The organism is Altererythrobacter sp. GH1-8, from assembly GCF_043702085.1.
Lineage (GTDB): Bacteria > Pseudomonadota > Alphaproteobacteria > Sphingomonadales > Sphingomonadaceae > Erythrobacter.
Window position 1 is genome coordinate 2,302,054 of the sequence record NZ_CP171690.1, and the last position, 13,628, is coordinate 2,315,681.

At 58.6% G+C, this 13,628-nt stretch carries 13 protein-coding genes; 3 read left to right on the forward strand and 10 right to left on the reverse strand.

Annotation, left to right across the window (positions count from 1 at the left end; translation table 11 throughout):
* Positions 1-29: 29 nt before the first annotated feature.
* A complete protein-coding gene (locus tag ACG9DO_RS11175; protein WP_394727918.1) occupies positions 30-377 on the forward strand; it encodes a PilZ domain-containing protein in 348 nt (115 codons plus the stop codon).
* Here ACG9DO_RS11175 and ACG9DO_RS11180 read toward each other — a convergent pair.
* From ACG9DO_RS11180 to ACG9DO_RS11210, 7 genes are all read right to left on the reverse strand, one after another.
* Positions 374-1,501: a serine hydrolase domain-containing protein gene (locus ACG9DO_RS11180; RefSeq protein WP_394727920.1), complete on the reverse strand. Its 1,128-nt coding sequence runs from the start codon at positions 1,499-1,501 to the stop codon at positions 374-376. The genes ACG9DO_RS11175 and ACG9DO_RS11180 overlap by 4 nt on opposite strands.
* A 56-nt stretch (positions 1,502-1,557) precedes the next feature.
* Complete coding sequence (locus ACG9DO_RS11185; RefSeq protein ID WP_394731262.1) at positions 1,558-2,802, reverse strand: class I SAM-dependent methyltransferase; 1,245 nt, start codon at positions 2,800-2,802, stop codon at positions 1,558-1,560.
* A gap of 48 nt (positions 2,803-2,850) precedes the next feature.
* A complete protein-coding gene (locus ACG9DO_RS11190) occupies positions 2,851-4,239 on the reverse strand; it encodes a cryptochrome/photolyase family protein (protein ID WP_394731263.1) in 1,389 nt (462 codons plus the stop codon).
* 30 nt (positions 4,240-4,269) lie between these two features.
* Positions 4,270-5,229, reverse strand: a complete 960-nt coding sequence (locus ACG9DO_RS11195) for a metal-dependent hydrolase (RefSeq protein WP_394727922.1) — start codon at positions 5,227-5,229, stop codon at positions 4,270-4,272.
* 220 nt (positions 5,230-5,449) lie between these two features.
* The gene (locus ACG9DO_RS11200; protein WP_394727924.1) at positions 5,450-6,463 is read right to left on the reverse strand and encodes a 2-oxoacid:ferredoxin oxidoreductase subunit beta; all 1,014 of its coding nucleotides are present in this window, start codon (positions 6,461-6,463) and stop codon (positions 5,450-5,452) included.
* Positions 6,441-6,869 (reverse strand): hypothetical protein, encoded by a 429-nt coding sequence (locus ACG9DO_RS11205; RefSeq protein ID WP_394727926.1) that lies wholly within the window; start codon positions 6,867-6,869, stop codon positions 6,441-6,443. Before ACG9DO_RS11205 ends, ACG9DO_RS11200 begins: the two co-directional genes overlap by 23 nt.
* A complete protein-coding gene (locus ACG9DO_RS11210) occupies positions 6,869-8,752 on the reverse strand; it encodes a 2-oxoacid:acceptor oxidoreductase subunit alpha (protein WP_394727928.1) in 1,884 nt (627 codons plus the stop codon). Before ACG9DO_RS11210 ends, ACG9DO_RS11205 begins: the two co-directional genes overlap by 1 nt.
* Before the next feature lie 176 nt (positions 8,753-8,928).
* On the opposite strand from ACG9DO_RS11210, the gene ACG9DO_RS11215 reads away from it, so the two are divergent.
* Together ACG9DO_RS11215 and ACG9DO_RS11220 are read left to right on the forward strand one after the other, a co-directional pair.
* Positions 8,929-9,882, forward strand: coding sequence for an alpha/beta hydrolase (locus ACG9DO_RS11215; RefSeq protein ID WP_394727930.1), 954 nt, complete (start codon positions 8,929-8,931; stop codon positions 9,880-9,882).
* Positions 9,879-10,364: an RNA pyrophosphohydrolase gene (locus ACG9DO_RS11220; RefSeq protein ID WP_394727932.1), complete on the forward strand. Its 486-nt coding sequence runs from the start codon at positions 9,879-9,881 to the stop codon at positions 10,362-10,364. The genes ACG9DO_RS11215 and ACG9DO_RS11220 overlap by 4 nt, the downstream gene beginning before the upstream one ends.
* Before the next feature lie 24 nt (positions 10,365-10,388).
* On the opposite strand, the gene ACG9DO_RS11225 is transcribed toward ACG9DO_RS11220, so the two are convergent.
* The 3 genes from ACG9DO_RS11225 to guaB are packed head-to-tail and all read right to left on the reverse strand — an operon-like array spanning position 10,389 to position 13,623.
* Entirely contained in the window at positions 10,389-10,922 is a 534-nt protein-coding gene (locus tag ACG9DO_RS11225; protein WP_394727934.1) for a tetratricopeptide repeat protein, read from the reverse strand.
* A gap of 43 nt (positions 10,923-10,965) precedes the next feature.
* The gene (locus ACG9DO_RS11230; RefSeq protein ID WP_394727936.1) at positions 10,966-12,150 is read right to left on the reverse strand and encodes an RsmB/NOP family class I SAM-dependent RNA methyltransferase; all 1,185 of its coding nucleotides are present in this window, start codon (positions 12,148-12,150) and stop codon (positions 10,966-10,968) included.
* Positions 12,151-12,168: 18 nt separating this feature from the next.
* Positions 12,169-13,623, reverse strand: a complete 1,455-nt coding sequence (gene guaB / locus ACG9DO_RS11235) for an IMP dehydrogenase (RefSeq protein ID WP_394727938.1) — start codon at positions 13,621-13,623, stop codon at positions 12,169-12,171.
* Positions 13,624-13,628 lie beyond the last annotated feature (5 nt).

The following is a 13,628-nucleotide window of genomic DNA, read 5'->3' on the forward strand; positions in this document are numbered from 1 at the left end:
CGCATTCAAGAACTCGAAAAGGTTTCGCCATGCACAGCAGTCAAGACCGCTACCACATTGCAGCGCAGGAAGATCGCTGCGCGCCGCGGACGAAACTGACCATCCCGGCAACGCTTCGCGCGTCCGGCGGCCGCGCTTTCCAAAGCGTGGTGCATGATCTTTCAATTTCCGGCTTTTCGGCCGCCTCGATCAACCGGATGCACGAAGGTCAGGTGTGCTGGCTCACTTTGCCCGGCCTTGAATCGCTTCAGGCACAGGTCGTGTGGTGGGATAACTGTATCGTTGGTTGCGCATTTACAGAACTGCTGAGCCCGATCGTTCACGACAACATCTTGCAGCGTTATTCGAACACAGGCGTCCGTCGCGCAGCGATTTAATATGCTTTTGCGATTTCGCTAACCAAGGCGTGCCAGTCGTCTCGCGGACGCGACGCGACAGGCCAGTTGCTGACGAGCGCAATTACGAGCTTTTTCTCAGGCACTATGGTGATTGCCTGGCCGAAGATTCCCTGCGCGCCGTAGCTCCCATCCGGATAAGTCCACCACTGATAACCATAGCCAAACCCGCTATCACCGAATTCTACCTGTGAACCTGCAGCTGCGGCAAACCAGCCGTCTGGGACGACACCTTTCCCGCCTTCCAGGGCGAGTTGGCCCATCCTCGCATAGTCTGACAGGCGCAGAGAGAGGCAGCAGCCTCCGATATTGCCTCCTCGAGGGTCTGTCATCCAGAACAGACCACCTTCAAAGCCGGCGGGTTCAACGATCTTTCGCTGAGCATAGATCGCGAGCGGCAATCCGACTGCGTTCTCAACCACGACGCCGATGAGGTTGGTTTCGCCTGTCTTGTATACGAACTTCTTGCCAGCGGGCGCTTCCCGTTTGAGCCGCTTCATCTGTTCGATGATGGCATCGGGGCCATACTGAACGACAAACCGGTTCATTTGCGCGACATCGCTGGCAGGATCGGTGTAATCTTCGTTCCATGCGACACCGCTCGTCATCGTGGCAATCTGTTCCACAGTCACACCGTCATAGACACTTCCGGCTAACTCAGGGATGTAAGCGGTAACGGGATCCTGCAGACTTCCAATGAAGCCGTCCTTGACCGCCGCGCCAAGCAAGGTTGATGTAAAGCTCTTGGCCACAGAAAAGCTCGTCCAGCGCTGGTCAGGCGCAAAACCGAGACTATACTCCTCGAACCGCACCTTACCATCCTGCAGAACCATTACGCCGGCCGCATTCGTGTCCGTCATGTAGGACCTGATCGCTGCCGCAGTTTCAGGATCGAGCGGGCCTCCCTCCAGCAGCATGCGCGGGGTATGCGCCGCAGGGACTTCATGTCCGGGAAACCAGCTTTCCATGTCACGGAAACGCGCCTCGCGTTCGGCGTCATCCCAGAACAGCACTTGTAGCTCATTAGGATCACGCGACGGCGGGGTAACCAGCTCAGGAACGGCCAGCACTGACGGGGTGCCTGTACCGCCCTTGGCTGCTCCCATACTGCAACCTGACAGTGCCATTGCTGCAACACCTGCAAATATGAAGCCCCGCATCCCTATTCCCCCTTCGCCAGCGTCACTTGATGCACGTCAAGCGTTCCCGCTCTGAATCCACCCTCGCAATAGGCGAGGTAATAGCGCCACAGCGCGACGAAGCGAGCATCAAAGCCTTTCGGCAATGCGCCTTGATCGGCCGCTTGCTCAAAGCGCGTACGCCACTGTTTGAGCGTCTCGGCATAATCCAGTCCGAAATCATACTGATCGCGCCAGCCAAGGCCGCGTTCTTCGGCCAGCTTTCGGAACTCGCTGGTGCGGATCAGCAATCCACCCGGAAAGATATAGGCCTGGATGAAATCTGCGCTTTTCGCATAGGCTTCAAACAGGTCGTCTGCGATGGAGATATACTGGATCGCAGCGCGTCCACCGAGCTTCAGATTGCGCGCCAACGCATCCATGAACGTCTGCCAGTATTCGCGCCCCAGGGCTTCGACCATTTCAACACTGACTATCGCGTCAAACTGACCGCGTACGTCGCGATAATCCTGTTTGCGGAAGTCGATCGCGGTTTGCTGATGCGCGCGCGCATAGGCAAGTTGTTGGTCCGACAGGCTGATCGCCGTAACCTCCCGCCCCTCCTCTTTTGCTAGGTGCCCAGCAAGCCCGCCCCAGCCGCACCCGATTTCCAGAACGCTTTGGGCGCCCGCAATTCGGTCTGAAAGGCCCTGCCACTTGGCCTCTTGAGCGTCCTCAAGCCTCCCGCGCTTTGCGAACAGCGCTGAGGAATAGGTCATGCTCGGATCGAGCCATGCCTGATAGAAATCATTGCCCAGATCGTAATGCGCAGAGATATTGCGCTGCGCCCCTGCCCTCGAATTGCGATTGAAAGCATGAGCAATCTTGGCGACCATGCGAAACGGCCCCTTTGCCCGCCCAAGCGTACCAAGGGCGCGCGCATTGCTGGAAAACAGCGCAAAGACCTGCACAAGATCAGGGCTATCCCATTCCCCCGCCTCGAAGGCTTGATACCATCCGATCGAACCGCCTGTTACAAGCCGTAACAGAGCGCGCCAATCCTTGAGATATACTTCGGCTTCGAAACCCGACGCCCGGCCACCCAGAATTCGGGTCGTGCCGTCGGGCAAGTGTCCTGTAAGTCTGCCGCGCTCGAACCCATGATCGAGGCGGTCGAGGATGGTCCTGAAGCCGGGCGAAACAGTGCGAGCTATCCATCCCGGCTGCGGAACGAACCGCTCACCGTTGTGAATCAGCTCTTGCCCTCTCTTGATACCCTCTGCCTGCATTGCCTTATCCATAGAGAGAGAAATGCGATGCCTGCAAGCTCTGCCTGATCAACCCTTCCACGCGTTGTAGGCATCGAGCGCTCGTTCGCGCGCTTGCCGGTGCCCGATCAGCTTGGCTGGATAGTCCTTGGGTTTGCAGCCATGCTGTTGCGGATCGTGGATGTAGGGCTCATCGAGATCCGACAGTTCCGGAACGAATTCCCGGATATAGGCCGCAGCGTCAAACTTCTCACTTTGCGAAAGCGGAGCCATAATCCGCACAAACATGTTCGAATCGACACCCGTCCCGGCAACCCACTGCCAATTGGTGGCGTTGCTCGCGAGATCCGCATCAACAAGGGTGTCCCAGAACCATTTCTCGCCGTGTCGCCAGTCGATCAGCAAATGCTTGATAAGAAAGCTCGCTGCGATCATCCGCACCCGGTTATGCATCCATCCAGTCTGCCACAGCTGGCGCATACCGGCGTCGACGATTGGATAACCCGTCTGCCCTTTCTGCCATGCCTCGAGATCGCGTGCCACTTCCTCCTCAGAATCGGGATCGCGCCAGGGAAAATCATCCCATCCGTCACGATAGCTCTTGGAAGCATAGGCCGGAAACTGGCAGATGGCGTTCTGAGCATAATCACGCCAAATCAGTTCTTTCTCAAACACCTTCCAGCCCTGGCTGCGTTTTGCCTTGAAATGGTGCCAGATCTGCACCGGGCTGATCTGTCCGAAGTGAAGATAGGGAGAAAGCCGCGAGGTCTTGTCGACCGATGGAAAATTGCGAGCATCGGAATAGTCATCGATATGACCATCCCACCAGTCGAGGCGCTCATGGGCAGCCTGCTCTGTGAATTTCCAATAGCTGCGAATCCCTTCCGCCCAGTCAGGGTCTGTCGGAAGCAATTGCCAGTGGTCGAGACTGTCCGATGATGGCCAATTTTGTGGGGATGATAATGTCTCAGGTTCTGGCAGGGCATCGCGCGGAGGAAGCTGCTCGAGCGTTGCCTTCGAAAACGGCGTATAGATCTTGTAGGCCCCACCTGACCCGGTGGTCACCGCACCTGGAGGCAGTAAGTAATTGGCGTCATAGAGCTTGAGGTTGACCTGCTCTGCCAAGGTCCCCTGGAGCTTGCGCCACCAAGGCTCGTAGTGCCGGTTTGCATGAACGGCCTCCGCTTCTGTTTCCGCAAATATCTTTGCGAGATGCTCCATTGAATCGCCACGGCGCAGAATGAGCTTCGCGTGACGCCTGCCAAAACTTGACTGCAGATCCTCCAGCGCATGATGCAACCATACGCGCGATGCCCCGCCGTAAGCATGATGCCCAGCCGCTTCATCATCAAGAACATAGACAGCAATGACAGGCCCTGCCTTGGCCGCGTGATAAAGCGCAGGGTTATCAGCCATCCGAAGATCACGGCGCAACCAGACGATTTGAGGTTTGGTCATCATACTCCCTTTAATTGGGAGTGAACGAGGTTACCGCACCCGCGGTTCCTCGCCCAAATCAACGCATTGCAATTCAGGGATTGAAACGGCGAACCGATCGCGCGCCCGCGGATCGTAGAAACGGGCATCGCGAATCACGATAGTGCCGTCAGCGGCGCGCTCTGCGATAGGCGCCCGAGACCAGAACATGTAGGCCCGGCCCTCGCTTGTCGATTGGGCAGCCCTGTCAATGGCCGAACGCGAGCAGAGGCTTCGCACAGCACTTGTCGTCTCTCGAGTATTGTTGGCGAAATCGTGCTTGGCAAACCACCACACCCGGCCCTCGCGCCAGATAATTTCCCGCTCCCAGAACCAGAAGACAACCGGGCTGGATATCACCTCATCGGCTCTGCGATCAGCCGAGCCGCCATAAGCCGTGCTGGTGGAAATCACCCCGTTGAAACCGATGTAGATGAGGCTGAGATACATCCAGATGCGCCCGGTACGCTCCCAGTTCAGCTTCTCTTTCTCGTGGTTCAGCGAATGCCACAAACCGAAGCCAAGCAGCATCCACAGCCACACATCGATGATGAACAGCGTGTCGCCATAGAACCACTGGCTGGAAAAGGGCTCCAGCAGACGAACGCCGTAAACGTTCAGCAGATCGAGTGCCGGATGGGAAACGCAGCCAATCAGACTAAGCAGGTAGAGCCACTTGAAATTGACCGGCAATCTGCCTTTGGGCCGCCTACCCCGGCTCGTCTGCCAATTGTCGAACCAGTAGAGAATGCCGGCAAGGACGAGCGGCAGCACCAGCATTGCGATGGGTCCATGGGTGATGCCACGACGGAAACCTAGATGTTCCACACCGTCGAGCCAGAAAAAGCATGCGGCATCAACATCAGGCAGATTGGCACCAATGATGAGCGCGGGCATCGCAAGCCCGGTCTTCTTTTTGAGGCCCATCTGCCCCATCAGTGCGCCAAACAGGCTATGGGTAAGATTATCCATGGATCCCCGTTGCCGCCCTGATCAATCAGCCAAATAAAGTTGCTCAACGCACCTAAGTCAAATGCGCTAGAGCTGACAAAGGTTTGTATTAGCAAACCCGATTATCTCTCTAACTCATAGGCTTCGATCCGCAAAAGAAAAGGGCGATAGCCACCGCCACCGCCCTTTCGTCCCGCTTGGGAACGGTTGAAAACTCCGTAATGGAGGTATTCGGCGTCGTCTATTCCACCGTCCAGGTCTGCCCGCTGGCTAGCAAACGCGCAAGGTTGGGCTCCTTGCCTTCGGTGGCCCGGTTGCGCTCTTCCTGCACGACCTTTTCGAAGGTTGGTCGCGGATCGTCATACAATACGCCAAGCGCCATAGGGAACGGCCCGAAGGGAAGTTCCACCAGCATATGCGCGATGGAACGATTGGTGACATTGTGCACGATTACGCCCGCAGCCTGCCAGTCGCCATCGACGACATCCACCACTTCGAGCGAGAGCGTCTCGTGGTTGAGCGTCAACCCCTTGGCACCGCTGGCGAAAAGCATCGGCTCACCGTGCTCGAGCCACAACTGCTGGTCTTCTGCACCCTTGGGCGCGGCAAAGTCGTTGAAGACGTCCTTGTTGTAGACGATGCAGTTCTGGAAAATCTCGATGAAGGCTGCGCCTTCATGGGCATGGGCCGCTTTGAGCACATCGGGCAGGTTCTTCGATACATCGAACCCGCGCGCCACAAACCGCGCACCTGCGCCAAGCGCGAAGGCGCAAGGCTGTGCCGGACGATCGACCGAACCGCCCGGTGTGGACGGGCTGCGTGTACCTTCTCGGCTCGTGGGGGAGTACTGGCCCTTGGTGAGGCCATATATCTCGTTGTTGAACAGCATGATCTGCATGTTCACGTTGCGGCGCAGGACATGCATCATGTGGTTGCCGCCAATGGACAGGCCGTCTCCATCGCCGGTCACCAGCCACACGTCCAAATCCGGATTGGCTAGCTTTACGCCAGTCGCCACCGCAGGCGCGCGGCCGTGGATCGTGTGGAAGCCGTAGCTCTCAATGTAATATGGGAAGCGGCTCGAGCACCCGATCCCGCTGATGAAGCAGGTGTTTGAGGGGTCCGCGCCGAGTTCGGGCAGCGTGCGCTGCACGGCTTTCAGGATCGCGTAGTCCCCGCAACCCGGGCACCAACGAACTTCCTGGTCCGTGACCCAGTCCTTGAGCGTGGTTTCAATCTTGGCTGGTGCGTTCATGGCGATTTCTCATAAAGACAGCCGACTTTTGGACGGCAAAGTGAATTGGAAGTGCCGCGGCGACTGCGGCGAAAATTAGGAAGAACGAGTTTTCTAATAGTGTTGAATACACAGCAATTACTGAGGCGAAAATGAGGGGAAGCAGAATCGACTTCACTATTGGTGTCTCAGTGTAGAACTCAACGACATCCGGCCAGCTAGCGCCTAGCTTTGCGGTGGACTTCGCTATCACGATCGCACCGATAATGCTGACGCCCAAAACCGTAGCCACCGCAGCCGTTGAGGCAAACAGAACACTGTCTGTTACTCGAAAAACACCCGCTCCAGCCAGCAATGCCCCCAGCAAAACAACCGCTGATTGCAGGCGGTGACCTTCTGCCGTGAAACGAATTTCCTCAGTCGCCATCACCCTAACGCTCCCTTTATAACGCCGAGGATCTCGTTGATGGTGAATGGCTGACCGCTCGTCTTGTTCAATGGCTGAGCGTCGACGAGGTACTGGTCGCGCAGCACGGTTTTGAACTGGCCGGTGTTCATCTCCGGCACGATCACCTGGTCATAGCTCTTCAGCAGTTCGCCCAGGTTCGCTGGCAGCGGCCAGATGTGCCGCACGTGGATATGGCTCACGTCCAGGCCCTCGGCCCGCGCGCGGCGCACCGCCTGATGGATCGGGCCATAAGTGCTGCCCCAGCCCACGATCGCGAGCTCGCCGCTCTTCTCGCCAAGCGCGACCTGCTGGTCGCTGACTCGAATATTGCCGATCTTGTCCTTGCGGGCCTTGGTCATGGCGGAATGGTTCGCTGGCGAATAGTCGATATGGCCGGTGTCGACGGCCTTCTCGATTCCGCCAATGCGGTGCATCAGCCCCTTCGTGCCCGGCTTGATCCATGGCCGTGCGCCGCTTTCATCTCGCTTGTATGGGAGAAGCACCGGATTGCCGTCTGCATCTGTCCCGTTCATTTCTTCGAGGAATTGCGCCGGGAAACGCTCAAACGCATCGGGATCAGGTATCTTCCACGGCTCTGACGCATTGGCGATGTAGCCATCCGTCAGCAACATTACCGGCGTCATGTACTGCACCGCGATGCGGCATGCTTCGATCGCGCACTCGAACGCGTCCGCCGGGCTGCGCGCGGCGATCACCGGGAGCGGCGCATCGCCATTGCGGCCATAGACCGCCTGATAAAGATCGCTTTGCTCGGTCTTGGTCGGGAGACCTGTCGACGGGCCGCCCCGCTGCGAGTTGACGATCACCAGTGGCAGTTCGGTCATGATGGCAAGACCCATTGCCTCGGTCTTCAAGGCAATGCCGGGGCCAGAGGACGAAGTCACACCAAGGCTTCCAGCGTAGGATGCGCCGATGGCCGCACAAATCGCTGCAATCTCGTCTTCCGCCTGAAAGGTGGTGACGTTGAATTCCTTCATCCTCGCGAGGTGATGAAGGATCGCGCTAGCCGGCGTGATCGGATAGCCGCCAAAGAACATCGGCAGGCGCAGCAAGCGCGCTCCGGCAATCAGGCCGAGCGATATAGCCTCGGCACCGGTAACGGTGCGGTAGAGGCCTGGCTCTGTCGGTGTAGGGTCAAGATGCACCTGCTTGAGCGGCCCAGCGAGCTCTGCGGTTTCGCCATAGGCATGGCCTGCATCAAGCGCCGCGATATTTGCCTTGGCAATGTCGGGCTTGGTCGCGAATTTCTTGTTAAGCCAGTCATGCAGCGGTTTGCGAGGGCGGTCGAACATCCACAGCGCAAGACCGAGTGTCCACATGTTCTTGCAGCGCAGCGCGTCCTTGTTGCCAAGGCCGAAATCCTTGACCGCTTCGATCGTCATCGCGCTGATGTCGAGTTTCAGGACATCGTACTTGGCAAGCGTATCGTCTTCGAGCGGATTGCTCTCGTACTTCGCCTTTTCGAGATTGCGCTTGGTAAATTCTCCCGAGTCCACAATCACAAGACCACCCGGATTGAGCGCGGGCAGGTTCACCTTGAGCGCCGCCGGGTTCATCGCGACCAGAACATCGGGCTGATCGCCGGCGGTGTCGATCTCGCGGCTGCCGAAATTGATCTGGAAAGCCGAAACGCCAAACAGCGTCCCTTGCGGTGCGCGGATCTCCGCCGGGAAGTCCGGGAACGTCGCGAGGTCATTGCCCGCAAGCGCGGTCGATAGGGTAAACTGCCCGCCGGTCAGCTGCATTCCGTCGCCGCTGTCGCCGGCAAACCGTACCACGACAGCTTCCGGCTGCTTGCTCGTCGTTGGAATTTTGCCCGGCTGCGCAACTTTCGTCGCCATTTTCATTCCTTCCTGTGGCATCACCGCCTTGGATGCCTGGTATCTGAGAAAGCGCAATTATGGTGGCGCTTCCTCTCCCGCAATGAAGTTTTTCTCCTAGCGCCACAAATGTCGAGTGCAAAAGCTCCACAGGCCTGCTTTAGAAGGCAGGTGAATTGCCAGGAGAGATCCGTTTCATGACAGAGCGCACCCCGTATATCCGACCTGACGTCAAAGCTTTTTTGGACGGATTGGCGGCCATGGGCCCGCGTCCGACGATAGCTGAGATGTCTTTGGAGGAGGCGCGCGCAGGCTACAAGGCTTTGCACGGCATGGCGGACCGTCCAGCGCGCGAGTTGGCGGTTATCAAGGACCTTTCTTGCCCGGGTCCGGCAAGCCAAATACCCTTGCGATTTTATGACACCAGGGAAGAGCGAGAGCCAGGTCCGATCATGGTATTCTATCATGGTGGCGGCTTCGTCATCGGCGACCTCGACACGCACCATGCGCTCTGCACTGAGCTTTGTGCGCTTATGGATTTGCCACTGGTCGCAGTGGATTACCGGCGCGCACCGGAAGCGCCCTTCCCCGCAGCCATCGAGGATTGCGAAGCCGCGACACGCTGGGTAGCCAGCTCACCGCCTGAGCTGGGGAGGCCGGCCACCGGCTTGCTTCTGGTCGGCGACAGCGCAGGCGGCAATGCATGCATCGTTATTGGCCAGAGCCTCGAGAACAACCCGTCAAAAGTCCCCGTCCTGCTGCAAGTGCCGATCTTTCCTCTCGCCGCAGACGCTATGGTGTCGCATAGTCTCGAAGAGTTCGCGGAAGGCTTCATTCTGACCAAGGCCGCGGTTGAATTCTTCGACGAATGTTACAAACCCGATCGCGGCAATCCTCGGGCGATGCCGATGCTGGGAGATTTGTCGCCAACACCGCCTACAGTTCTTGTGACCGCAAGTCTCGATCCGATCAGGGATTCAGGGCGGGAATATGCCGCAGCGCTTTCCTCTGCCGGCGTCGATCACGTTCATCTGGAATTGAAAGGTGTAACCCACAGCTTCACCAATCTGCGCGGAGCCATTGCCGGAGCGCAGAAGGACCTTGAGCGCGTGGTTGCTGCGATGAAATTCATGCTGGAGAATACCGCGTGACCGAACTGCCTACTGCATACCGGCCCTGCGCCGGCTTCATGCTCATCAATGCGCACAGGCGCGTGTTCGTCGGCCAGCGGATCGATTCCAAGGACAATGGGGCCTGGCAAATGCCGCAAGGCGGGATCGATCCCGGTGAGGACCACGAACAGGCCGCCTTGCGCGAACTCTACGAGGAAACTGGCATAGGGCCTTCGCTCGTCACCGTGTTGAGGCGAATGCGAGAGCCGGTGCGCTACGACCTGCCGTCAGAATTGATGGGCAAGCTGTGGGGAGGGAAATATCGCGGGCAGGAGCAATTCTGGTTTCTCGGTCGATATGAAGGACGCGACGAGGACATTGATATCACGGCGCATCATCCACCTGAATTTGCCGCCTGGCAATGGGCCAATCCTGTAGACCTGCCCGAACTTATCGTGCCGTTCAAACGGCACGTTTACCGCGCGGTTCTCGAGGAGTTTCGGGAGCTGCTCTATCTCTAGCGCCCGCCCGCTACGACGTTACCATCAGTTGGGAGTAGGTGAGCTTTCCTTGGCGGTCGTTTCCGCTGCCATCCTTGTCTGGCTACCCGAGGCGATGCTGAGTTTGAGGTCCTGCGTTTCGCGACAGCCCGAGCCGCACAGGCTCTCCAGCTTGGTAAGGTTGCGCTTGGCTTTCTCCAATGCGCCCTTTTCGACCAGCGCCAGCCCTTCGCCGGCGATTGCCGCAAAATTGTCCGGGTCCCGGTCGAGGGTTTCGCGGTAATAGCGGATTGCCTTGCCCTGCAGCCCTTCAAGCCGCGCAGCCTCCGCCAATTTGAGGAAAACGGGCGTGTGAGCAGGATCGACCACTAAAGCCGCTTCAAAGGCATCAATTGCAGTCTGTGCATCGCCAGCCTTTAGCGCAGCATCGCCTTCCGCGATCAACTGCGCCGCACGAGGGGCGGCCTGCCTGTCATCAGCATTGGTCACGCTTGCTGTTACAGCGAGCATAAGGGACAAGGCGGCAGCAGCGGGCGCAAAACGCATGAACATCTCCGGTAGGGCTCTCAGTCCACTCATGATTGCCCGTGTGTGATTGGCAATGCCATAATCGATAGGGCTATCATGATGAACCCAGCATGGCGACAAAAAAGCCGTCCGTTCCGTCGTGATACGGGGTGAGCCGCGTTCCTGATCCGTGCGGTCGCCCTAACGGGTATTGCAGATATGGTTCAGCGTTCCAGTCTGGATGCCGAGCAAGAAATGCATCGACCCGGTCCTTACCTTCGGCATCGAGCAAGGAACAGGAAACGAAGGCGATTGCTCCACCTGGCCGGGTTAATTGCGAAGCCAGGTCAAGCAGATAGTCCTGCGTCTCAGTGAATTTGTCGAGCCGCTCGGGCGTCAGGCGCCACTTGGCTTCGGGTTTGCGTCGCCACGTGCCCGTTCCCGAACATGGCGCGTCGACCAAGACGAAATCAGCCTGACCTTTAAGGTCATCGAGCGCCTCCAGTTCCTTACCGGGATCAAGCAGCCGGGTCTCAATCCTGTCAGCAACGCCTGCGCGTTCTGCTCGCGGCGTTAACCGTGAGAGGCGGGCGCGGTCGGTGTCAGAGGCAATAATCTTGCCGTGATCCTGCAAATTTGCGGCGAGGCCGAGTGTCTTGCCCCCTGCCCCTGCACACAGATCGATTGTCAGCGAGGTCGCGTAGGCCTGCGCCATGAGGCAGATTAGCTGGCTGCCGAGATCCTGCACTTCAATCAGCCCGTCTTTGTACGCATTCCATTGCTCGATTGGCGTGCCTGCGGGCAGACGTCTCGCCCTTGGTATGGTGAGCCATTCGCCTTCAACCGGCAATTTTACGCTGCCGTTCTGGGTTTTCTTGGCATTCACCCGGATATCGAGCGGAGCGCGTTCCATCAGGGCCGCAATTTCTTGTTCGTTCAACCCCGATGCCGTCAGGCGTTCGAGCAACCACGCCGGAGCATGACCGCCCTGTGCGGGCTTCTCACTGGAGTCGATCTCCGCAGGCGCGTGCGCAGATCCATCGAATAGCGTCTTGAGCGAGCCATCCAACGCGGCAAGGCGCAGCATTGCTGCCCGGCCACTGTCGGGAACCTCGCCACAAGCGCGAATGGCGGAATAGACCAGCTCGCGCACAGCGCGCCGGTCCTTTGAACCGGCATAGCGCCGCACTTTGAAATAGGCGGCGATCAAACGGTCCGCAGGCGCACCTTCGCGCTTGGCACCGTCGATGATCTGATCAAGGATCTCGATAGCGGCTTGAACCCGTGCGGCGGGAGTCATGCCCTCGCCCCTTTGCTCTTACCGTGTCGGATAATTCGGCGCCTCGCGGGTGATGGCAACATCATGCACATGGCTTTCGGAGAGGCCAGCGTTGGTAATCCGCACGAATTGCGCGCGTTCCCGCAGGTCCTTGATCGTGGCCGAACCGGTGTAGCCCATCGCCGCCTTGATCCCGCCAACGAGCTGGTGAACGACATCTGCCGCAGGCCCTTTGAACGGTACCTGGCCTTCGATCCCTTCAGGAACGAGCTTCATCGCAGAGACGTCCTGCTGGAAGTACCGGTCTGCACTGCCGCGCGCCATGGCGCCAACACTGCCCATCCCGCGATAGGCCTTGTAACTGCGCCCCTGGTAAAGAAACGTCTCGCCCGGGCTCTCCGCCGTACCGGCCAGCATCGATCCGATCATGACCGAGGATGCACCTGCTGCGAGCGCCTTGGCTGCATCGCCAGAGGTGCGCAGACCGCCATCGCCGATCACCGGCACACCGGATTTGTCGGCTTCTTCCGCGCTTTCCATGATTGCTGTCAGCTGCGGCACGCCTACCCCCGCAACGACACGGGTGGTGCAGATCGAACCGGGTCCGATCCCGACCTTGATCGCGTCAGCGCCCGCGTCAATCAGCGCGCGTGTGGCTTCTGCGGTGGCAACATTGCCAGCCACCACCTGAACCGTGTTGGAGAGCTTCTTCACACGCTCAACCGAACGCGCCACGTCCTTGTTGTGACCGTGCGCGGTGTCGATGATAACCACGTCACACTCGGCATCGATCAGTGCCTCAGTGCGTTCGAACCCCTTGTCACCAACGGTGGTTGCGGCAGCGACCCGCAAGCGGCCAGCCGCATCCTTCGTCGCATCCGGATAGGTTACCGCTTTTTCGATATCCTTGACTGTGATGAGGCCGACGCAATGCTGGTTGTCATCCACCACCAACAGCTTCTCGATCCGCCTTTGATGGAGCAAGCGGCGTGCTTCTTCCTGACCGGTTCCAAGCGGAACCGTCGCGAGGTTCTCAGTCGTCATCAGTTCGCGCACGGGCTGATTGGGGTTCTCCGCAAAACGCACATCGCGATTGGTGAGGATGCCGACCAGCTTACCGTCCCGATCTGTAACGGGAATGCCGCTGATGCGGTTCTGCGTCATCATTGCCTGCGCTTCGCCAAGCGTCGCTTCGGGGTGGATCGTGATCGGATTGACGACCATACCGCTTTCGAAGCGTTTGACCGCGCGAACTGCCGCGGCTTGCTCCTCAATATCCAGGTTTCGGTGCAGCACGCCAATCCCACCGAGCTGCGCCATGACGATCGCCATGTCTGCCTCTGTGACGGTATCCATCGCCGCTGAAAGGACGGGAATGTTGAGCGCGATTTCCTTGGTCAGCCGGGTCGCGGTGTTGGCCATGCTTGGAAGCACATCGCTTTCGGCCGGACGGAGCAAGACGTCGTCAAAGGTCAGGCCGAGGGGGATATCCATAGGTG